General features: G+C 65.9%; 19 protein-coding genes and 3 tRNA genes. 14 read left to right on the top strand and 8 right to left on the bottom strand.

Translation table 11 applies throughout. The features are described from left to right. Positions 1-43 precede the first annotated feature (43 nt). From recD to recC, 3 genes are read right to left on the bottom strand one after another with little or no spacing between them, the layout of a single operon-like run. Entirely contained in the window at positions 44-1,804 is a 1,761-nt protein-coding gene (gene recD, locus AC5Y4D_RS21765) for an exodeoxyribonuclease V subunit alpha (RefSeq protein WP_500038177.1), read from the bottom strand. Continuing rightward, positions 1,801-5,151, bottom strand: a complete 3,351-nt coding sequence (gene recB / locus AC5Y4D_RS21760; protein ID WP_500038191.1) for an exodeoxyribonuclease V subunit beta — start codon at positions 5,149-5,151, stop codon at positions 1,801-1,803. The genes recD and recB overlap by 4 nt, the downstream gene beginning before the upstream one ends. Continuing rightward, on the bottom strand, positions 5,151-8,435 hold the full coding sequence (recC, locus tag AC5Y4D_RS21755) for an exodeoxyribonuclease V subunit gamma (protein WP_500038176.1): 3,285 nt from the start codon (positions 8,433-8,435) through the stop codon (positions 5,151-5,153). The genes recB and recC overlap by 1 nt, the downstream gene beginning before the upstream one ends. A 123-nt stretch (positions 8,436-8,558) precedes the next feature. Here recC and cynS point away from each other — a divergent pair, with 123 nt between their 5' ends. Continuing rightward, on the top strand, positions 8,559-9,017 hold the full coding sequence (cynS, locus tag AC5Y4D_RS21750) for a cyanase (protein WP_499944359.1): 459 nt from the start codon (positions 8,559-8,561) through the stop codon (positions 9,015-9,017). Positions 9,018-9,036: 19 nt separating this feature from the next. Next, positions 9,037-10,071 (top strand): patatin-like phospholipase family protein, encoded by a 1,035-nt coding sequence (locus AC5Y4D_RS21745; RefSeq protein ID WP_499991170.1) that lies wholly within the window; start codon positions 9,037-9,039, stop codon positions 10,069-10,071. Positions 10,072-10,082: 11 nt separating this feature from the next. On the opposite strand, the gene AC5Y4D_RS21740 is transcribed toward AC5Y4D_RS21745, so the two are convergent. From AC5Y4D_RS21740 to AC5Y4D_RS21720, 5 genes are all read right to left on the bottom strand, one after another. Continuing rightward, positions 10,083-10,562 (bottom strand): hypothetical protein, encoded by a 480-nt coding sequence (locus AC5Y4D_RS21740; protein WP_499991169.1) that lies wholly within the window; start codon positions 10,560-10,562, stop codon positions 10,083-10,085. Further along, positions 10,559-12,895, bottom strand: coding sequence for a molybdopterin oxidoreductase family protein (locus AC5Y4D_RS21735; protein ID WP_499991167.1), 2,337 nt, complete (start codon positions 12,893-12,895; stop codon positions 10,559-10,561). The genes AC5Y4D_RS21740 and AC5Y4D_RS21735 overlap by 4 nt, the downstream gene beginning before the upstream one ends. 54 nt (positions 12,896-12,949) lie before the next feature. Further along, complete coding sequence (locus AC5Y4D_RS21730; RefSeq protein ID WP_499991165.1) at positions 12,950-13,645, bottom strand: crotonase/enoyl-CoA hydratase family protein; 696 nt, start codon at positions 13,643-13,645, stop codon at positions 12,950-12,952. A gap of 36 nt (positions 13,646-13,681) precedes the next feature. After that, positions 13,682-14,515, bottom strand: coding sequence for a DUF8453 domain-containing protein (locus AC5Y4D_RS21725; protein WP_499991164.1), 834 nt, complete (start codon positions 14,513-14,515; stop codon positions 13,682-13,684). 116 nt (positions 14,516-14,631) lie between these two features. Next, positions 14,632-15,348, bottom strand: a complete 717-nt coding sequence (locus AC5Y4D_RS21720) for an MBL fold metallo-hydrolase (RefSeq protein WP_499944365.1) — start codon at positions 15,346-15,348, stop codon at positions 14,632-14,634. An 87-nt stretch (positions 15,349-15,435) separates the two neighbouring features. Here AC5Y4D_RS21720 and AC5Y4D_RS21715 point away from each other — a divergent pair, with 87 nt between their 5' ends. From AC5Y4D_RS21715 to rplA, 12 genes are all read left to right on the top strand, one after another. Next, on the top strand, positions 15,436-15,651 hold the full coding sequence (locus AC5Y4D_RS21715; RefSeq protein ID WP_499944366.1) for a type II toxin-antitoxin system VapB family antitoxin: 216 nt from the start codon (positions 15,436-15,438) through the stop codon (positions 15,649-15,651). Between the two features lie 99 nt (positions 15,652-15,750). Beyond that, positions 15,751-15,823 (top strand) — tRNA-Thr (locus AC5Y4D_RS21710). Positions 15,824-15,860: 37 nt separating this feature from the next. Next, positions 15,861-15,934 (top strand) — tRNA-Met (locus AC5Y4D_RS21705). Positions 15,935-15,979: 45 nt separating this feature from the next. Next, positions 15,980-16,147 (top strand): 50S ribosomal protein L33, encoded by a 168-nt coding sequence (rpmG, locus tag AC5Y4D_RS21700; RefSeq protein WP_036352522.1) that lies wholly within the window; start codon positions 15,980-15,982, stop codon positions 16,145-16,147. A gap of 42 nt (positions 16,148-16,189) precedes the next feature. After that, entirely contained in the window at positions 16,190-16,666 is a 477-nt protein-coding gene (hadA, locus tag AC5Y4D_RS21695; RefSeq protein WP_499991162.1) for a (3R)-hydroxyacyl-ACP dehydratase subunit HadA, read from the top strand. Then, a complete protein-coding gene (gene hadB / locus AC5Y4D_RS21690) occupies positions 16,653-17,081 on the top strand; it encodes a (3R)-hydroxyacyl-ACP dehydratase subunit HadB (RefSeq protein WP_499944368.1) in 429 nt (142 codons plus the stop codon). The genes hadA and hadB overlap by 14 nt, the downstream gene beginning before the upstream one ends. A 3-nt stretch (positions 17,082-17,084) precedes the next feature. After that, entirely contained in the window at positions 17,085-17,585 is a 501-nt protein-coding gene (hadC, locus tag AC5Y4D_RS21685) for a (3R)-hydroxyacyl-ACP dehydratase subunit HadC (RefSeq protein WP_500038175.1), read from the top strand. 117 nt (positions 17,586-17,702) lie between these two features. Then, positions 17,703-17,775: transfer RNA gene (locus tag AC5Y4D_RS21680), tRNA-Trp, on the top strand. A 147-nt stretch (positions 17,776-17,922) separates the two neighbouring features. After that, entirely contained in the window at positions 17,923-18,408 is a 486-nt protein-coding gene (gene secE, locus AC5Y4D_RS21675; protein WP_499944370.1) for a preprotein translocase subunit SecE, read from the top strand. Between the two features lie 31 nt (positions 18,409-18,439). Beyond that, positions 18,440-19,150 carry a transcription termination/antitermination protein NusG gene (gene nusG / locus AC5Y4D_RS21670; protein ID WP_499944371.1) on the top strand — a complete coding sequence of 237 codons (711 nt, stop codon included), beginning with the start codon at positions 18,440-18,442 and terminating at the stop codon, positions 19,148-19,150. 41 nt (positions 19,151-19,191) lie between these two features. After that, positions 19,192-19,623: a 50S ribosomal protein L11 gene (rplK, locus tag AC5Y4D_RS21665; RefSeq protein ID WP_463825760.1), complete on the top strand. Its 432-nt coding sequence runs from the start codon at positions 19,192-19,194 to the stop codon at positions 19,621-19,623. Between the two features lie 78 nt (positions 19,624-19,701). Further along, on the top strand, positions 19,702-20,412 hold the full coding sequence (gene rplA / locus AC5Y4D_RS21660) for a 50S ribosomal protein L1 (protein WP_499991158.1): 711 nt from the start codon (positions 19,702-19,704) through the stop codon (positions 20,410-20,412). Positions 20,413-20,494 lie beyond the last annotated feature (82 nt).

The following is a 20,494-nucleotide window of genomic DNA, read 5'->3' as shown; positions in this document are numbered from 1 at the left end:
CGCTGGCTCACCTGCACCATGGATGTCGCGGTGCTTGTCGCCGTCAGTGGAGGGTCCGGGTGGCCTGGAGGCGATGGGCGAGGCCGCTGGCTCGCATCGCGCGCCGCTCGATTGCGGCGCGCACGGTCGCCTCCGACCCCACCACCCGGACCTTCTTCTTGGCGCGAGTGACCGCGGTGTAGAACAGCTCACGGGTCAACAACCGCGAATCCTCTTGCGGCATCAGCACAGTCACCTCATCGGCCTGGCTGCCCTGGCTCTTGTGGATCGTCATGGTGTGCATGGTTTCGACGTCGGAGAGCCGACTGGTGGCGAACTCGAGCAACTCGTCGGCACCGGCGACGACCGCGCGTAGCTGCCCTTCGCTGTCCAGCACCGTCACCCCGGTGTCGCCGTTGTAGACGCCCAGCCCGTAGTCGTTGGTCGTGACGAGCACCGGTCGGCCGGCATACCACGAGGACCAGATCGGTTCGCCCGTCGCTTCGGTTATCCAGCGCTCGATCTGCCGGTTCCAGTGCTGGACGCCGAATGGACCGCGCCGGTGCGCACACAGCAGCCGGTGCTCGTCCAGCGTGGCCAGCGCGGTCGCCGCATCGCCGAGCACGGCCGCCTGTCGCAGCCGCAACGCATGCGGCACCAGCACAGCACGCAGCCGGTCGGCAGAATCATCGCTGTCGATCCACTCGACGTGATCCCCGCCCGCCCGCAGCACGTCGATGGCCGTGCCGGTGTCGCCGGATCGGATCGCGGCCGCCAGCTCGCCGATGGATTCTCCGAACCGGTGCGAAGTCCGCAGCGCCGCGAGTGCGGCGTCCCGGGGTCCCAGCCCGTCGACCAGGTCGGCCAGCACCGCGCCGGCCTCCACCGAGGCCAACTGGTCGGGATCCCCTACCAGCAACAGCCGCGCCTGAGGACGTACCGATTCCAGCAGCCGGGCCATCATGGTCAGCGACACCATCGACGTCTCGTCGACCACGATGACATCGTGCGGCAACCGGTTACCACGATGGTGGTAGAACCGCGACGAGGTATCGGGCCGCCTGCCCAGCAGCCGGTGCAAGGTCGTTGCCCGCAATCCCGAGACCCGTTGCCGGTCAACCGGTTCCAGCTTGTCGATTTCCAACTGCACGGCCTCGTTCAACCGCGCCGCGGCCTTGCCCGTGGGTGCAGACAAGGCGATGCGCAGCGGCGGTTTGCCGTCCAGTTGCGCCTGTTCGGCGAACAGTGCCAGCAGCCGCGCCACGGTGGTCGTCTTGCCGGTCCCTGGACCGCCGGTCAATACGGTCAGGCCTTGTCGTAGCGCGACGGCCGCCGCCGCGCGCTGTTCCTCGTAGCCGTCCGGAAACAGACGGTTGATTCCCGGCGGATCCGGCGCCGCGTGCGCCGACAGCAGAGCAGAAAAGTCCTCGGCGACCTGTTGCTCCTCGAGCCAGTATCTGTCCAGGTACAGCAGCCGGCCGTCGTAAACTCTCAATACCGGTGGGGATCCGGCCAGCGGGCTGGCCGAGACCGCCGCGAGCAACTCGTCACCCGTCGGCCACGGCAAACCGGCCACGCCGACCTGCGCTTCGACCGATCCCAAGTCGACGCACACCGAGCCGCCCCGCAGCGCGCGCACCGCCAGCGCGACAGCCAGCGCAACCGTCGGGTTCGACTCACCGGCCATCGTGGTGAGTCGTTGCGCGACATGCACATCCGCGGACTCGATCACCCCGGCCTCGTTGAAAATGAGCAAGATGCCGGTGGCGCTGACCACCCGCCGCCGGTCGGCGGGGTCGATGATCTCGGTCGACGGCGCCGTCATGCCGCCGCCGTGCGCGCGTCGAGCAGATCGGATAACTCGCTGATCAGTGCGGTCGGCGGTGCCCAGCTGAAGACCCCCGCCGGATGGCCGTCCACCATCGGAGTGGCGGGCCCGCACATCCCCCGCAGGAACAGGTACAGCACACCACCGAGATGCCGCTCCGGATCGTAATCGGGCTGCCGCCAGCGCAGAAACCGGTGCAGCACAACGCTGTACAGCAATGCCTGCAGCGGGTAGTCCGAGTGCAGCATCGCCTCGGCCAGAGGCCGGCGCGTGTAGTCGGCGGCGCTCAACGGCCGGTCCGGGTCACCGAGCCAGTTGGTTTTGTAATCCACGACCAGGTAGCGGGGGCCGCAGTCGGTGGAAATCCGCAGCACCGCGTCGATCGAACCGCTTAGGTAGCCGCGCAGCGACTGTCCGCCCAGCGGTTCGCCGGCCAGACGCTCGGCATACGACGCCAGCGGGTCGTCGGCGGGCAGGTGTGACCGTAGCAGCCGCCCCACGTCGGCGAGTCGGATGTCGGCGGCGTCGACCCGAACGTCGCCGCCCGCGACCCGAACGTCGCCGCCCGCCACCCGAACGTCGCCGCCCGCCAGCGGGAACTCGAAGTCCAACTCGCGCAACCGGTCTCGCAGACCGATCTGACGCAACGTCAGCCCGTCGGCCAGCGGTCCCAGGGGAGTGTCGTGCATCGGGACCATGGCGGCGGCCAACTCGGCGGCCGACACGTCCACCGGCCACCACACCGCATGGGCACGGATCTGCGCCTCGAGTTCACCGGCCAGATTCGCCGCGAACGGGTCGGCGGTCTCCAGCACCGCGTGCACCAGCGTGCCGAACTTCGCACCGGTCGGCAGCGCGCCCATCGGCGAGGGCACATCCGGCACCGCAGCGACCTCGGTCAACGGGATGTCGCTGACTTCGTCGTCCAATTCGGCGACCTCGGGCTCGCTGGTCACGCCGAGGGGTGCCGCCTGCTCGGTCACCCGGATCAGGCCCGAGTAGGAGGTGCGCCGCCAGGCGGTGTCGATCGGGCGATGGAAGTGCCGGATATCCAGGTCGTGCGGCAGTAGCGGCGCGGAAACGCTTGGGGCGGAACCGATCACGGACTCCTCCAGCACCGGACCGCCGGCGGTCTCCCACTCCTGCAGCCGGGCCCACGCCTGGTCGTCGTCGATCTTGGTCGGAATGCAGCGGTCCGGAACCACCGACTCCCCGGGTCGCCTGCCCCGCAACAGTCGCGACAGACCGCCATTGGGCTCGTCGTGCGCAGGTGACCACCAGGCCACCACCTGTGACTGGGCTCGGGTCATCGCGACATAGGTGAGCCGGCTGTCGTCGTTGGCGGACTCCTGGACACCGAGTTGTTCGACTTCGGCGAAGTCCGGACTGTCCTTGCCGCCGACGTGCAGACAGCGCACTTCCCCGTCGTGGAACAGCACCGGCTCGCGTTGCTGGATGTTGCGATTGAACGCGAAAGGCAGATACACGATCGGGTATTGCAGGCCCTTGCTCACCCACACCGTCATGACCTGGACGGCGGCTGCGTCGCTGTCGATCCTGCGGTTGCGTTCGCCGCCGCTACCCCGATCCTCGCGCTGGTCGCGCAGCCAATCCCGCAATGCCGGCAACGAATAGCGCTCGCGGTGGGCGGTCTCCTGCAACAGTTGCGTGACGTGGGCCAGGTCGGTCATGTGCCGCTCGCCGCCCTGCCACGACAACACCCGGTCGCTCATGCCGCTGCGTTGCGCGGCCTCGTAGATGGCGGCCACCCCGCGTTCCCGGGCATGATCCGCCCACTCGCGCAACGTATCTGCCACCCGGTCGGTCAGCTGGTCACCGCCGGCGGCGAGGTCTTCGGCGCAGTGGCCGAAGAACATCGTCGCTGCGGCGGCACGCACCACGCCGGGGCGGTGCGGCTGGTCGAACGCCTCCAATAAGCACAACCAGTCGTCGGCGGCCGCCGAATCGAACAGATCGGAGTCGCCGGTATACACCGCCGGGATGCCTGCGCCGGTCAGAGCGCGGTGGCAGATGCGGGCGTCTCTATGAGTCTCGACGATCACCGCGACATCGCGCGCCGCGACCGGGTTGCCGTCGTAGGTTGCCCGGCTGGCCAACAGCCCGCCGATGTCGGCGGCGAGGTCGCGACCGATGTGCTCGCGCAGGTCGTCGATCTGAATGTTCTGAATCCCCTTACGGCCGAACGTAGCTCGGCGGACCACGCGAAGCCGGAACGGATCATTGCGCGGGGCGCCGACCAGCCGATGACCCCGGTGATACGCCTGCACATCGTGGACCACGATCTGCGGGTCACCCAACTCGGCCCCGTTCAGCACCGCTTGTAACCGCTCGACCAGCGCGCTGTCGCTGCGCCAGTTCGTGACCAGTGTTCGCTTTTCGCCGGCGGTTTTCGCCGCGTGCAGATAGGTGACGATATCGCCGCCACGAAACGCATAGATGGCCTGCTTCGGGTCGCCGATCAGGATCAGCGTGGACCGTCCGCTGAACGCGCGTTCGAGAACCTGCCATTGCACCGGGTCGGTGTCTTGGAACTCGTCGACCATGACGATCGGCCAGCGCTGGTGCATGCGCGCTCTGGCCGGGGAGTCGCCGGTGTCCAGCGCCTCGGCCAGCCGGCTGAGCAGATCGTCGTACCCGAGGATGCCGCGCCTACGCTTGCGGATCTCCAACTCGGACAGGACTCTTCTCGCGAAGTCGACACGCAATGCCGCAGGGGAGCCGGGTTGGGGTGCCAGGGGCCGCAGCTGCGCGCACGGGTTGTTGACCACCTTGCGGGCCATTCTGAGCGCATCCGGGTAGCTCAGTGCGGGATTGTCGCGCTGATGACCGAAATGGGCGAGATACAGATCGTCGACGATCTCGGTGATCAACTCGTCGAGGTCCTCCACCAGCGTGACACCCGCATCGGTATCACCGGCTACGCCAAGGGATTTGAGGACCAACTGGCAGAACTGATGGATGGTGGCGATCGTCGCGGCGTCGAAGCCGGCCAACGCGTCGCGCAACCGCTGCTTGCGTTCGTCGCGCTGTGTTTGGCTGCCCTCGAGCAGATGGGCGACCAGCTGGTTGTCGCCTACGGTGGTTTCGTCATCGAAAGCGACCAGCGCAGCCAGGATTTGGCAACGCACACGCTCGCGGAGTTCGAGGCTGGCCGCCCGTCCGAACGTGACGAGCAGCATCTGGTCGAGGGTGGCTCGGCCTTCGGCGATATAGCGGGTCACCAGCCCGGCCAGCGCGAACGTTTTGCCGGTGCCGGCGCTGGCTTCCAGCACCGTGGTGGACCGGTCCTTCGGAAGCGGACCCAGCAGATCGAACGGTTGCATCAGCCGGGACTCCTGGCGGCGCGCAGCATGGGCAGCCACAGACGTGCGGCGTAGGCGCCTAGACGGTTGTCCTCGCCGTCGTACTCCTCGCCCGGTCGCAGCGGTTGCATGAGTTTCGACAGCGGCGCGTACCGGCCCCAGGCGCGCTCGTGAGCGGGCGCCTTGTCCTCCCCGGGATACCGGCCGGATTTCCATCGGTATTCGGCCGGTGTCACGGGGTAGTCCCCGCTGTGCCGAGCCTCCGCCCAGGCGTAGGAAGTCTTGACAGGCAACGGGATCGGCTCGCGTCGCCCCGCGTCGTAGATCGCCACCAGCTCCCGCAGCACCTCGATCGCCGACTCCTGCGGGGGACCCAGTCCCAGCTGCCGTGGACTCGTGCCGCGCTTCGGCCGACCGATGCACACCGCCGACCAATCCCGGCCGGGGTAGTGGGCGAACAAGGCCAACAACGGGATCCACGATCCGAGTAGATGCTTGCCGTCCAGCTTGGAGTATGTCACCGACACCAGTCGGTCGCCGAACACCTCAGGCACGGTGCCGGTAAGCCGTCTGGATCCGAGGTCGATGTCGACGTCGTAGGGTTTGGCTTCGTCGCCGCGGAACTTGCGGGCGGCCGCGGCCAGCAATCCGGCCTGATCCCGGATCTCGTTCACCTTGCGCCAGCCGAGCTGACCGGGCGGCAGGGTGCCCCGGCGCCACTCCGCCTGTCTGGCCTCGTCCGGAGCCATGCCGGCCAGGATGTCGTTGAGCATCCGGTCGCCGACCGTCCATTCCTCGAGCGCGTCGATATCGACCGGCATGGCGTCGGCCACGCCGTCGACGTCCCACGGCAGTGTGTATTCGAGGGCCCGGAAAAACCCCTTGACCGGGTCCTTGAAGAAAGTGATCAAGTCGGCGAGGACGACGTCATCCGGCGGAGGCGGCGGCAGCGGTTCGCCGATGAACTGCGGCTGCGGGGCCCGTGATCCGGTGAGCGAACGGGCCGCCCGCAGGACGATCAGGTCGAAACTGAACGGCACTGCGGGCACGAGTCGGCCGGGCTGTACATTGCGAATGTCGAAGGGCTGCAACGGATGTTCGACGACGATGCGGGAGCGGACCTTTTCCTGCGTCGTGACGTCCAGGGTGTCGAGCAGCTCGGCCAACGGTACCGCGGGTGGTCGACGCTGACCCGAGTATTCGTTGGCGCCGGTGTAGGTGATGACCAGATGTGTGGTGGCCGCGCCGATGGCGTCGAGCAGCAGTTGGCGGTCTTCGGAACGGATGTCACGCTCACCGGTCAGCGGGCGGCGGGCCAGGACGTCGTCACCGTCGACGACACCGAGTCGCGGGAACACGCCGTCGTCGAGTCCGACCAGGCAGATCACCCGGTGCGGAACCGAACGCATCGGGACCATGGTGCAGACGGTCAGGGTGCCGGTGCGGAAGTTGGCGCGGGTGGGCCGGCCGGCGAGGTGACGCTGCAGCAACGCGCGGATGTCGGTCAGCCGCATCGGGGTTTCCGACCGCATCCCCGCGGTGTGGAGCACGTCGGCGAACTCGCGCTGCATCTGGCTGGTCTGCCAGATGTCGGCGTCGTCGATGCGGGTCAACAGGGCGATACCCTCCGACAGCGCCGCCAACCACTCGCGCAACGGCCGCGTACCGGTGAGGGAGACGACCACCCGCTGCAACCGGTCGACGAATTCGGCGAATCGACCCACCAATTCGATGCTGTTGCTGCCGACGTCGTCGAGCGGCAACGTCGAATCGATCCAGGCGTGCGAGGCCTCCGACATCGCGACGCCGGCCAGCACCCGGTCGATGCCGAATCGCCAAGTGTTGTGGACGAAGTCGACGCCAAACGGCTGCCGGTGCTCTCGGTCGAAACCCCATCGGATGTTCGCCTGCCGGACCCAGCTGGTGATGTCCTCGAGATCGTCGTCGCTGAAGCCGAACCGGGCGCGCACCGGTGTCGCCTGGGCGAGGTTGAGCACCTCACTTGCGGTGGCACGACCCCCGGCCAACGCAAGCAGCTGCGAAGCGACACCCAGCAGCGGATTGGTCTGCAACAGGGAACGGTCGGCCAGGCGCACCCGCAGCCGATGCCCGGGATGCGAGTCGTGGATCACGTCACCCATACCGAAGTCCGCGACGATCAACGGCGCGTAGGTCTCGATGTCCGGGCACATGACCAGGATGTCGCGCGGCTCCAGCGTCGGGTCGTCAGCCAGCAAGCCGAGCAATACCTCGCGCAGCACGTCGATCTGGCGGGCGGGACCGTGGCAGCTGTGCACCTGGATGGAGCGATCGTCGTGGGCCAACGAGCGTCCTTGCGCGCGGACGGCATTGGCCGTCAGGTCGGATTGCAGCCAGCCCAGCAGGGTGTTCGGGCGGTCGGCCCCGCCGAGCGCCTCATCGGTGGCCGGGCGGGCCGGCAACGCGCGTTGCAGTTCGCGCAGATCCCGACCCAGCGTCGCCAGCAGGGGGTGGCCTACCTTGCGATGGCTGGTGTCCTCGCGCCGCGGCAGGGCGCCGTGATCGCCGGCCAGGGACCGCCAGAGGTCGTCGCTGGGATGCGGCAGCCACAGATGCAACTCGTGATGGGTCGCCACGGCGTCCAGTAATTCGATGTCGGTGCACGCCAGCCGGGTGTGACCGAACAGCGAAAGCCGGGAAGGCAGATCGGCGCGGCCCGCACGCAAGCCGGCAACCGTCTTGGCGTGCCTGATGTGTGGCGGGTCGGCCGGAACCAGCCTCACCAAGGCTCGCCACAATTCGGGCTGCCAGGCCAGATCATCATCGAGGTCGGCTACCTCCCCGGCCAACCAGTCGACCAGCAGCCCGGGCCGTTGCCGGGCATAGGACGCGAACAACCCGGCCAGCCGGCGCGCGACCGCATACCGCCGGCCCCGACGCAATTCGGCTTCGTCGTCGACGTCGAAATGCCCGAGATGTCTTGCCAGCGTGCGGCACCACGGCTCGTCCATCGAGCAATCGATCACCTGCAGCAGCGGCCAGGTCATCGCCTCCGGCGACCACGGGTCGTCCTCGACGGTGCCGGTGATCTCGGCGATCAGCGACGCGGGATTGCGGAACGACACGCCGGCGCACACCCCGTCGCCGCGGTCCGGCGCCGACCCCAATCGGTGGGAAAGTCGCTGGCTCAACCAGCGCTCCACGCCGCGGGCCGGCACCAGCACCAGATCCTCGGCAAACGGGTCCGACGGCGGCTCGGCCAACAGTTCGGCGAGACCGTCGGCAAGGAGATCTGTCCGTTCGGCACGGTGGAGATGAAGCGCCATTGCGGGCCACCATAGACCGGGGGGCCGACAAGTGGGCACGATGGTCGCGACCGGCCCGTTCGCCGGAGCCGTCCCTCGTGGCCGCTGGTTAACGCCGCACCGTTGACGGGCATGCTGAAACCCATGAACCGAAACGAGCTCACCGAGAAGATCGTGATTGCCCGGCTGGCCAAGGGACTGAGCTGGCAGGAACTCGCCGACGCCATCGAGCGCCCGCTGCTGTGGACGACGTCGGCGCTGCTCGGTCAGCACCCGATCCCAACCGAACAGGGCAAGGTCTTGGTGGAGATCCTGGGTTTGGACGAGTCGGCGATACCGGTGCTGGCGGCGCCTCCGATCCGCGGCGGCCTGCCCGATTCGGGAGTGCCGACCGATCCGACCATCTACCGCTTCTACGAAGCCCTGCAGGTCTACGGCGGCGCGCTCAAGGAGGTCATCCACGAACAATTCGGCGACGGCATCATGAGCGCGATCAACTTCAGTATGGACCTGCAAAAGAAGCCGCATCCGTCGGGCGATCGCGTCGTGGTCACCTTCGACGGCAAATTCCTTCCCTACCAATGGACTTCGGCACAGGACTGAAGCCCGCCAAGGAGAGACGATGACGAAACGACGTTCCAGGATGCCGCGTCGCAAACCCGTCGACCTGGTGCTGTCCGGCGGCGGTGTGAAGGGTGTCGGATTGGTAGGGGCCGTGGTCGCCGTGATGGACGCGGGCTACGCGGTGAAACGCGTGTCGGGTGTCTCCGCCGGTTCGCTGGTCGGTTCGATCCTGGCCGCAGCGTCCAACGGCGACCAGTTGACCACCGACCAGATCAAGGAGATCGCGCTCACCCTGCCGTATCAGAGATTCCGCGATACCGGACCGGTCGGGCACCTGCCCGTGGTCGGACAGGCCTGGGGACTACTGCGCGAAAACGGCTTGTACAAAGGCGATTTCGCCCACGAATGGATCCGCGGGGAGCTGAAGAACCTCGGCGTCACGACGTTCGGTGACCTCGCCCTGAACGACCGCCAGATCAGTGCCGAGCGCCGCTACCGGTTGGCGGTCACCGTCACCGACATCACGACCGGACAACTGGTGCGACTGCCCTGGGACTACCAGCGGCTGTACGGGCTGGATCCCGACGAGCAGTCGGTGGCCGACGCGGTGCGCGCGTCGATGTCGATTCCGTTCTACTTCCGGCCGGTCACGTTGACCAGTTCCGAGGGACTCACCTCGACGCTCGTCGACGGCGGCGTGCTGTCGAACTTCCCGATCGACTCGTTCGACCGACCCGATTGCAGGCCGCCGCGCTGGCCGACGTTCGGTATCACGGTGGTGCCCGATCTCCCCGAAGGCAACGACCAGTTGATCCCGGGGCTGGGCGCGCTGCGCCTGCTGGGTCCGCCGTCGGTGCTGCTCGAGCAGCTGATCACCACAATGTTCGTCGGCCACGACCAGACTTATCTGAACCAGCCCTGGGTCAGTGCCCGCGCGATCCGGGTCGATTCGACCGCGGTCAACTTCCTGGATTTCGGGATCTCGCGCCGGGACGCGGAAGCGTTGTACGACAAGGGATATGCCGCGGCCCAGGCGTTCCTGTCGACCTGGAACTGGGTCGAGTACCTCGAACAGTTCCGGCAGTACCAGTAGCCGTCGGGCGATCAGCTCGTCAAAATCTGCGGTGAGAGCTCCTTGAGCATCGCATTCGCCCAGCGCATCTGCCGTAACGTCTCGGGATGGCACCGCGAGGTCACGTCCAGCAGTTCCTCGTCTTTGGCAGCCTGGGCCGCCTGGCTGAGCAGTTCCCAGTCGAGGGACACTCCTGCGGCCAATCGGTGGACGTGGCGCAGTTCAGCCAAGAGCAGCAGTGCGGGTTCGGGGCGGTGTCGCAACATCTCACTCAGTGCGGACTGGTACCGGCCGGCGAGGGCTGAGGTGCGCGGCGTCGCGGACAGTCGCACGCCGTAGTGACGGCCGTGCTCGGCCAGCGCCCGCAGATGGCTCTGGGACCAGCCGGCGAGGTCTTGCGCCAGATGAGAGATGTCCTGATCGGACCGGTGCCGTGCCGCGATGCCGTTGAGCGTGCGCGCCAGTCTGCGTTCCGAGCGGTGCAGTTCACGGATTGCCAACTTGAGTTTCATCGTCGACCTGCCTGTCGATCTGCCGGTCGGCATGCCTGCACCTGTGCTGCGGCGGTCTTGAAGATGGGTTGCTTGGACACCGGGTCCCAATCGGTCAGGGTGAGTTCGTTGCCGGCTCGGTGGTGGCCCTGGCCGCCCGCGTCCCAGTAGCCGTAATGGAAGGGCACGAACAGCACGCCCGGACGGATCCGCCCGATCCGGGCGGCGCAAATGATGCAGCCACGCGCTGTGGTTACTTCGACGAGTTGACCTTCTTGAATGCTCAGATGCTGGGCATCGGGTTCGGAGATCTCTACCCAGACCTCCGGTGCGGCACGCTGAAGTTCCGGTGTCCGTGCGGTCTTGGTGCGGGTGTGGAAGTGGTAGACGGTGCGTCCGGTGATCAGCACGAACGGATAGTCGCCGGACGGCTTCTCGTGCGGCGGAATGTATTCCGCAGCCTTGATGATCGCTTTGCCGTACGGGTTCATGGCCCGGTATTCGGTGGGTTCCAACGGTGCGCCGGTGATCAGGTCCTTCCCGTAGGCCTCGCAGTATCCCGGGTCTGCCCAGAACTCCCCGTTGCAGTAGAGACGTTCGGTCCCGTCGGGATGCTCTGCGTTGCAAGGCCATTGGATTCCGCTGCCGCCGCGCAGTTTGGTATATGTGAGGCCGGTGTAGTCACAGGGACGACCCGCGCTGCACTTCTTCCAAGCCTCGAACGCCGATTCGGCGTCATTCCAGTAGACCAGTGGCCGGTCGTCTTTGTTGCGAAAGTCCATGCGCCGCGCGTAATCCAGGAAAATGTCCAGATCCGAGCGGGCCAGACCTGGTGGCTCGACGGCCTTTTCGGATATGTGCACGGTCCGGTCGGCATTGGTGAAGGTCCCGGTCTTCTCGCCCCAGGCCGCCGCCGGCAACACCACGTCGGCCAGTTCGGCGGTCTCGGTCAAGAAGATGTCCTGGACGACGAGGAACAGCCGGTCCTGGGAAAGTATCGTGCGGATGCGTGCCAGTTCCGGCAGAGACACCGCTGGGTTGGTCGCGGTGACCCAGAGCATGCGCAACGTGCCCTCTTCGGCGAAGCGAAACATCTGCATCGCGTGCGTGGGCGGCGCGTAGTGCGGAATCTGTTGTGGCTCGACGTTCCAGAGCTGGGCGAGTTCGGCGATGTGATCGGGGTTCGCCCAATTGCGAAACCCGGCGAGGTCGCCGTCGGCACCACACTCGCGGGTGTTCTCCGCAGTGGGTTGCCCGTTCATCTGCAGAATCCCGCAGCCCGGCCGCCCGAGCATGCCTCGCACCAGATGGATGTTGTTGACCTGAACGCTGGCAGCCGTGGCCTGGTGGGACTGGTAGAAGCCCTGCAACACCGTGGAAAGCAGTCGGTCGGCAGTACCGAGAAGCCGTGCAGCACAACGAATGTCATCAGCTTCGACACCGCAGATCTCGGCCGCGCGGCTTGGCGGGAACTCGGCCACCCGGCGACGCAGCTCGTCAAAACCGACCGTGTGCGCGGCGATGTAGTCGTGGTCCACCCAGTCGTGGGCGAGGATCTCGTGCAACAGCGCATTCATCAGCGCGACATTGGTGCCGGGCAGCGGCGCCAGATGGACGGTGGCGTGCTCGGCGACGGGAGTGCACCTCGGGTCGACGCACACGATCGCCGGCGGGTCGGATCCGGCCAGTCGATCCAGCATCCGTGCCCACAACACGGTCTGTGTTTCGGCGACGTTGTGACCGAACAGCGCGATGACGTCGGCGTGGTCGACGTCGGCGTACGAACCTGGCTGCCCGTCGCATCCGAACGATTCCTTGAGGGCCTCAGCGGCCGTGGCGGTGCACAACCGGGTGTTGCCGTCGACGTGGTTAGTCCCGATCGCCGCGTGCGAGATCACCGCCTGCGTGTAGTACTCCTCGAGAAAGAGCTGCCCGGAGGTGTAGAAGCCGATCGCGCGGGGCCCCAGCTCATTCAGAAGTTCCTTGCTACGCGCGACGATCCGCTCCATCGCGGTGTCCCAGTCGGTGGGCTGCAACTGGCCGCCAACGCGCACGAGGGGAGTGGTGAGCCGGTCTGACGAGGCGTTGGCCTGCCAACCGAACAGATCCTTCGGATCCAGCCGGCCGCGGTTCACCCGGTCCGCCACCCGGCCCCGCACCCCGACCATGCGATCGTCCTTGACAGCGATGTCGAGGCCGTCGCCGTTGGAATGCAACACCGCTGCGGACTGCACCCAACGGTCCACGGACCCGACACCGGGGGCGAGGAATTCGTCGAAGCGCTCAGGCCACTGCTCGCCCGCTCCGTACGGAGTCCGCGTTCCCCATGGGTCGGCAATGCGATCCACCGCCATGACGGACGCTTACCCGGCGGCGGGTGGTCGAAACGCTGCAGCCGGGTGTCTAGCTCAGAGCCCGAACTCCTTCTCGATCCCGTCGATGCCGGCACGGATCGCTTTGAGCGCGTCCCTGCGGGCACGCAACTTGGTCGCGGCATGAGCCTGCTGATTGAGGCGGGCGAATTCGTGCGCGGCTTCCTCGGCGCGGGCGACCACCATGTCCGGCAGCGCCATCTCGTCGATGAGCCCGCCAGCCAGCGCGGTCTCCCCGAAGAATGTCTTGGCCAGGCCGGTGGCCTGTTGGTAAGCCGCGCGCGTCAGGCGCAACTGCAGGATCTCCAAAGCGGCCCACGGGATGACCATCCCGATGGCGACCTCGTTGGCCTGAATGTTGTAGGCGTGGGCGGCAATTCGGTGATCGCCGGAGCACAGCAGGAACGCGCCCATCGCAATGGCCGGGCCAGTGCAGGCCATCACGACCGGCTTGGGGTAGGACAGCAGCCGGTACGCCAGCTCGAATCCGCCGCGCAGCATGTCGATTGCGGGCTGCGCTTCACCGGACGTCAGGATTTTCAGGTCGAATCCGCCGCTGAACACCCGCTCGTTGCCCGTGATCACCAGCGCCCCGACGTTGTCGCTGTCGGCCTGGTCGATGGCGTCGTTGAGGGCCTGCTGCATGCCGGGACCCAGTGCGTTGACTTTGCCGTCGTCCATCCGGATCACCCCGATCGATTGGTCGTGGGTGTAGACGACCGGACCGCTCATGGGTGACTCCTTCGCTGCGGGCAACGGGGTCGATTCTTACACGCGCTGGCTGCGGTGCTTACCCAGCTCGTTCTCGGCGTCGCCCCAGCGCAGACTGACGTCGGTGGGCTCGTCGAGCTGCCGGGTCCGCCACCGGTCCTGGGTTTCCTGAACGGCGCGGTTGATGCGGTCGATCTCGCCGCGGAACACCTCCGGGCGGGTCTCCTTGCTGGCGTAGTGGAAGTAGGTCAGCAGGCTGCGCAGCAACTCCAGCTTCTGCTTCTCCCGCTTGGCCAGGTCGTGCGTCGTCATCAACTCGATGCGCTGAACCGGCGGCAGCGCATCCCAGTCCAGCACCACCTTGGTCTGCAGGGGGCGCCGGTCCCGCTGCCAGAACCTCCAGCCGCGCGGCGACTCGGGACGGTCGTAGTAGGTCACCGTGCCTTCGAAGCGGGACTCGACGCCGTGGCCGATCTCGGCGCGGTCCAGCGCCGAATCCCACACCATCCGCCACTCCTGGCCGGGAGCCAGCGTCGGCAACTCCCGGGGCAGCTGAAGCTCCACCACGTCGGCGTAGCCGTCGGAAGCATTCTCGTACTCGGCGACAGTCGGGGGGTGCGGAAAGTTGAACCGAACGTCGTAGGCCGCGGTGCGCCCGAAATTGCGCACGACCAGTTCGATGACGTGCCAGTCCGCGACGTGCGGCTCCATCAACATGCCGACGTAGGGCCTGGTCTTCTCGGCGGCCAGGGCACGGTTCCGTTGCAGTTGCCGGTGGGTGAAGATCAGCGCGGCGACGCCCAGCGCCAGAGCCGCCCACGCGGCCCACGCCAGCCAGGTGCTGGACTCCACGTCCTCGATCCCGTGCCAGCTGCCTTGGACCCACCCCATGGAATCCGCCCTCCGCTCGCCGAATATAGCTGTGATGATCGTAGAGGGGCTTCCTGTGTATTGCTGCCAGACCTATCGACCGTGCACAGAATAATTCTCTGTGTTCGCCGGAGTGGTCAGCCGCCCATCAGCATCCGCCATTGGTCGAGGTTGGCGGGGCGGTACACGTAGTTGGTGCGTTTGACCTCCGACAGCGCGGCGCTCGGATCCGCCGCATACCAGTGCCCGGGGAAAACCGTCGGGTCACCCGGGAGCGTGGCGAGCTGCTGCAGGCTGCGATACATCTCGTCGGAATCGCCGCCGGGGAAATCGGTCCGCCCGCACCCTTCCAGGAACAGCGTGTCTCCGGCGACCAGCCGTCCGTCGAGCAGGAAACACTGGCTGCCCGGTGTGTGACCCGGTGTATGCAGCAACTCGATCTCGATGTCGCCGATGCTGATCTTGTCCCGGTGTTCGTGGGTGGTCAGGTCAGTCATCGGGATGCCGGTGATCCGGGAAACCCACAGCGCCTCATGGGTATTGACGTGCACCGGCACGTTCACCCGCTCCAGCAACTCGGCCAGACCTTTGAGCTCGAATCCCATCATCGAGCCGCCGATGTGGTCCGGGTGGTGGTGCGTCACCAACACTCCGGACAGATGCAGGCCGTCGGCTTCCAAGGCGTCGACCAGATCGTTTGCGGCGTAGGCCGGGTCGACCACGACGCAGTCACCGGTCTGACGGTCACCGATCAGGTAGGCGAAGTTGCGCATCTGGGCGGCGATCGGGTCGCCGGCGGCGAAGTCGCGACCCGAGAGCAATTGGCGGAAATAGAGGCGTTCCGAGTCAGGCACGTCACCAGGGTATGGGGCGCCGGAAATGCGGCTCAACCTGGCCTTCAACCAGGTGCGGGGCACCTGCGTAGTGAGTAAAGTTGGTACATGCTGAAGAGGGTCGAAATCGTGGTTGACGACTCTTTGCTGCAAGAGGTCATCCACAAGCACCACCTGGCCGACGCGCGCGAAGCGGTCTATCTCGCGCTGAAGGCTTTGCTCGACGACGCGGACAACATGGAGCACGAACCGCAGGACGAAGAATACGACGAGTTCAGCGACATGGGTGCCTGGCGTCTGCACCCGAGCAGCGGCTCCGTCTGACCCCGTCGCCGACCGGCGGTTTGGTGACGTTGTGCGCCAGGTTGTACCCTCTCTTGAGCCCTTGAAGCGCACCCGCACGACTGGTCGCTACGGGTGACGGCCCCCTTAGCTCAGTCGGTAGAGCGTTTCCATGGTAAGGAAAAGGTCAACGGTTCGATTCCGTTAGGGGGCTCGGCGGACGCCGAGCAAGGCGGACGGCACGTACCAGAGGCGATGTAGCTCAGTCGGTTAGAGCGAACGACTCATAATCGTTAGGTCGCCGGTTCGAGTCCGGCCATCGCTACAAGACAACATTGGGACTTCGAAAGAGATTCGAGAGAGAAAACTCATGGCTTCCAGTACCGACGTCCGGCCGAAGATCACCCTGGCGTGCGAGGTGTGCAAGCACCGCAACTACATCACCAAGAAGAACCGCCGCAACGACCCGGACCGGCTCGAGCTGAAGAAATTCTGCCCGAATTGCGGCAAGCATCAGGGCCACCGCGAGACGCGGTAACTGCGCAGGTGCCCACAATCTGAGTAGTTAGGTTCAAAAGCCGTGCCGTTGAGCGCAGACATCGTCGGGATGCACTATCGCTACCCCGACCATTACGTGGTCGAACGGGAGAAGATCCGCGAGTACGCCGTCGCGGTTCAGAATGACGACGCCGCATTCTTCACCGAGGAAGCCGCCGCCGAACTGGGCTACTCGGGCCTGGCTGCCCCGCTGACCTTCATCTGCGTCTTCGGGTACAAGGCCCAGTCGGCCTTCTTCGATCACGCGAATATCGCGATCTCCGACGAGAAGATCGTGCAGATCGACCAGATCCTGAAATTCGAGCGTCCGATCGTGGCGGGCGACAAGCTTTATTGCGATGTCACCGTAGATTCAGTACGCGAGGCGCACGGTACGCAAATCATCGTGACCAAGAACATCATCACCAACGAAGCCGGTGAGATCGTTCAGGAGACTTACACAACTCTGGCGGGTCGCGCCGGCGAGGACGGAGAGGGATTTTCTGATGGCTCTGCGTGAGTTCAGTTCGGTGCAGGTGGGTGACCAGCTCCCGGAGCGGACCTACCCGCTGACCCGCCAGGACCTGGTCAACTACGCCGGGGTGTCTGGTGACCTGAACCCCATCCACTGGGACGACGAGATCGCCAAGGTGGTGGGGCTGGACACCGTGATCGCGCACGGCATGTTGACGATGGGAATCGGCGGCGGTTACGTCACCTCGTGGGTCGGGGATCCCGGTGCCGTGACCGAATACAACGTGCGCTTCACCGCGATCGTCCCGGTGCCCAACGACGGCAAGGGCGCCGAGCTGGTGTTCAGCGGCCGGATCAAGTCCGTCGACCCGGAGAGCAAGTCGGTGACCATCGCCCTGACGGCCACCACCGGGGGCAAGAAGATTTTCGGCCGGGCCATCGCCTCGGCGAAGTTGGCATAGCGGATGGCACTCAAGACCGACATCCGCGGAATGACCTGGAAATATCCAGATTATTTCGAGGTGGGACGCGAACAGGTGCGTCAGTTCTCCCGCGCGGTCAAGAGCGACCACGAGGCGTACTACAACGAAGCCGCGGCCGCCGAATTCGGCTACGACGGCATCCTCGCCCCACTGACCTTCGTGTCGATCCTTGCCAAATTGATCCAAGACGATTTCTTCCGCAATGTCGACGTGGGCTTCGAGACCATGCAGATCGTGCAGGTCGACCAGAAATTCGTCTACCACAAGCAGATCAAAGTCGGCGACAAGCTGTATGGCAGCCTGCGCATTGAATCGGTCGACGAGCGTTTCGGCGCCGACATCGTCGTCACGAAGAACTTCTGTCACAACCAGGACGGCGAGCTGGTTCTGGAGGCATACACGACCCTGATGGGCCACGAAGGCGACAACTCGATTCAGCTCAAATGGGACAAGGAATCGGGCCAGGTCGTCAGGACCGCGTAATTAGTATCTGGGACCTGCGTGGATGTACACTCGGACCTCGGGTTTTCCCATCACCAGCGCGCTGTCCGTCGGTTCGCAGTACCGAACGGGGAGCGCGCGAGTCATGTAAGCCCGCAAAGGGGCGTAGCTCAACTGGCAGAGCAGCGGTCTCCAAAACCGCAGGTTGCAGGTTCAAGTCCTGTCGCCCCTGCTGAACGACGCGTCTGGTGACGACGCAGGCCGGCATGGCCTGAGGAGGAGCCGGACCGGAGGGGTGTCGTGCCATGGTGGACACTGGGAAGAGTGGCCATCCGCGAGGCACGGCCCGCGGGACAGCAGACGAACGAAGGAGCGTGCGGTGAGCGACGAAGGCGACGTTGCCGACGACGCCGCAAGCGACGGCGGTGACACCGACGACAGCGGTGGTCGTACGGCCGTGGTGACCAAGGCAGCGGCGCGGCCGCAACGGCCGACGGGCAAGCGGTCCCGTCAGCGCGCGGTGACGGTCGACGAAGACGGCGACGACGAGTCAACCGCGGTCGACCTCGCCAAGAAGGAGTCGGGCAAGAAAGACACCGGCAAGACTGCCAAAGGTAAGTCGGTTCAGAAGGACAAGGCCAAGAAGTCGAAGAAGGCCGGTTCGTCCAGCACGGTCAACCCGTTCGTTTTCGTCTACAACTACCTCAAGCAGGTTGTGGCCGAGATGCGCAAGGTGATTTGGCCCAACCGCAAGCAGATGCTCACCTACACCTCGGTGGTGCTGATCTTCCTGGCCTTCATGGTTGCGCTGGTATCCGGCGCGGACCTGGGCTTGAGCAAGCTCGTGCTGCTGGTGTTCGGCTGAGACTTTCCAGTAATAGAGAGGACTGAAAACCGTGACTACCTTCGACGGTGACACGTCCGCGGGTGAGGCGGTCGACGTGCAGGAGGCCCCGGAAGACGCCGCGACTCCGGCCGAGGAGGTCGACCCGGCCGCCGCGCTCAAAGCGGAGCTGCGCGCCAAGCCCGGCGACTGGTACGTCATCCACTCCTACGCGGGTTACGAGAACAAGGTGAAAGCCAACCTCGAAACCCGGGTGCAGAACCTCGACGTCGGCGACTACATCTTCCAGGTGGAGGTGCCCACCGAAGAGGTCACCGAGATCAAGAACGGCCAGCGCAAGCAGGTCAACCGCAAGGTGCTGCCCGGCTACATCCTGGTGCGGATGGACCTCACCGACGACTCGTGGGCCGCGGTGCGCAACACGCCCGGGGTGACCGGGTTCGTCGGCGCGACGTCGCGCCCGTCGGCGCTGTCGCTGGACGACGTGGTGAAGTTCCTGCTGCCGCCGGGGTCGGCCAAGAAGGCCGCCAAGGGCGCGGCCAGCACCGCCGCAGCTGCGGAAACGGGCGGTCTGGAGCGTCCGGTCGTCGAGGTCGACTACGAGGTCGGCGAATCGGTGACGGTGATGGACGGGCCGTTTGCCACGCTGCCGGCCACCATCAACGAGGTCAACGCCGAACAGCAGAAGCTCAAGGTGCTGGTCTCCATCTTCGGCCGCGAAACACCGGTCGAGCTGACCTTCAGCCAGGTCTCCAAGATCTAGCCCGCCGGGCAATCGATTTCAGGAAGGAACGTAGAACACTCATGGCCCCGAAGAAGAAGAAAGTCGTCGGGCTGATCAAGTTGCAGATCACCGCCGGGCAGGCCAACCCTGCCCCGCCGGTCGGTCCCGCGCTCGGCCAGCACGGCGTCAACATCATGGAGTTCTGCAAGGCGTACAACGCCGCGACGGAGAACCAGCGCGGCAACGTGATCCCGGTGGAGATCACGGTCTACGAGGACCGCAGCTTCACGTTCGCGTTGAAGACGCCGCCCGCGGCCAAGCTGCTGCTCAAGGCGGCCGGTGTGCAGAAGGGCTCGGCGGAGCCGCACAAGACCAAGGTCGCCAAGGTCACCTGGGACCAGGTCCGCGAGATCGCCGAGACCAAGAAGACCGACCTCAACGCCAACGACGTCGACGCCGCCGCCAAGATCATCGCCGGCACCGCCCGGTCGATGGGCATCACCGTCGAATAGTTCTCGACACAGCAGAACGCGTGGGAGGGCCAGCTTCGGCCCGATCAACCACGAACCCAACACAGATTGGACAGGTCAATGAGCAAGAACAGCAAGGCATACCGCGCGGCCGCCGAGAAGGTGGACCGCAGCAACCTCTACACCCCGCTGCAGGCGGCCAAGCTGGCCAAGGAGACGTCGTCGACCAAACAGGACGCAACCGTCGAGGTGGCGATCCGGCTCGGCGTCGACCCGCGCAAGGCCGACCAGATGGTCCGCGGCACGGTGAACCTGCCGCACGGCACCGGTAAGACGGCGCGGGTCGCGGTGTTCGCGGTCGGTGAGAAGGCCGATGCTGCCGTCGCCGCGGGGGCTGACATTGTCGGCAGCGACGACTTGATCGAGAAGATCCAGGGCGGCTTCCTGGACTTCGACGCCGCGATCGCCACCCCCGACCAGATGGCCAAGGTGGGGCGTATCGCCCGGGTGCTGGGCCCGCGTGGCCTGATGCCCAACCCCAAGACCGGGACCGTCACGCCCGACGTCGCCAAGGCCGTCAGCGACATCAAGGGCGGCAAGATCAACTTCCGCGTCGACAAGCAGGCCAACCTGCACTTCGTCATCGGCAAAGCGTCGTTCGACGAGAAGAAGCTGGCCGAGAACTACGGCGCCGCGCTGGACGAGGTGCTGCGGCACAAGCCGTCGTCGTCCAAGGGGCGCTACTTGAAGAAGGTGACCGTGTCGACCACGACGGGCCCCGGCATCCCGGTGGACCCGTCGATCACGCGCAACTTCACCGCCGAGGGGTAGGTTTTTCTGCGCGAGCAGCTAACCAGGGGGCTGCGCCCCGCCGTGGAGGATGAAAATTCTGCGGTGTGGTTCGGCTTGGTGG

Source organism: Mycobacterium sp. NGS67 (assembly GCF_059812185.1).
Note: the sequence above shows the minus strand (reverse complement) of the source record. Positions and strands in the feature narration are given on the sequence as shown.

Coding starts and splice junctions, on each gene's coding strand:
- rplA (WP_499991158.1), top strand. CDS start 19,702: ATGAGCAAGAACAGCAAGGCATACCGCGCGGCCGCCGAGAAGGTGGAC.
- recC (WP_500038176.1), bottom strand. CDS start 8,435: ATGGCGCTTCATCTCCACCGTGCCGAACGGACAGATCTCCTTGCCGAC.
- AC5Y4D_RS21725 (WP_499991164.1), bottom strand. CDS start 14,515: ATGGGGTGGGTCCAAGGCAGCTGGCACGGGATCGAGGACGTGGAGTCC.
- cynS (WP_499944359.1), top strand. CDS start 8,559: ATGAACCGAAACGAGCTCACCGAGAAGATCGTGATTGCCCGGCTGGCC.
- hadC (WP_500038175.1), top strand. CDS start 17,085: ATGGCACTCAAGACCGACATCCGCGGAATGACCTGGAAATATCCAGAT.
- recB (WP_500038191.1), bottom strand. CDS start 5,151: ATGCAACCGTTCGATCTGCTGGGTCCGCTTCCGAAGGACCGGTCCACC.
- AC5Y4D_RS21745 (WP_499991170.1), top strand. CDS start 9,037: ATGACGAAACGACGTTCCAGGATGCCGCGTCGCAAACCCGTCGACCTG.
- rpmG (WP_036352522.1), top strand. CDS start 15,980: ATGGCTTCCAGTACCGACGTCCGGCCGAAGATCACCCTGGCGTGCGAG.
- hadB (WP_499944368.1), top strand. CDS start 16,653: ATGGCTCTGCGTGAGTTCAGTTCGGTGCAGGTGGGTGACCAGCTCCCG.
- AC5Y4D_RS21715 (WP_499944366.1), top strand. CDS start 15,436: ATGCTGAAGAGGGTCGAAATCGTGGTTGACGACTCTTTGCTGCAAGAG.
- rplK (WP_463825760.1), top strand. CDS start 19,192: ATGGCCCCGAAGAAGAAGAAAGTCGTCGGGCTGATCAAGTTGCAGATC.
- recD (WP_500038177.1), bottom strand. CDS start 1,804: ATGACGGCGCCGTCGACCGAGATCATCGACCCCGCCGACCGGCGGCGG.
- AC5Y4D_RS21735 (WP_499991167.1), bottom strand. CDS start 12,895: ATGGCGGTGGATCGCATTGCCGACCCATGGGGAACGCGGACTCCGTAC.
- AC5Y4D_RS21730 (WP_499991165.1), bottom strand. CDS start 13,645: ATGAGCGGTCCGGTCGTCTACACCCACGACCAATCGATCGGGGTGATC.
- AC5Y4D_RS21740 (WP_499991169.1), bottom strand. CDS start 10,562: ATGAAACTCAAGTTGGCAATCCGTGAACTGCACCGCTCGGAACGCAGA.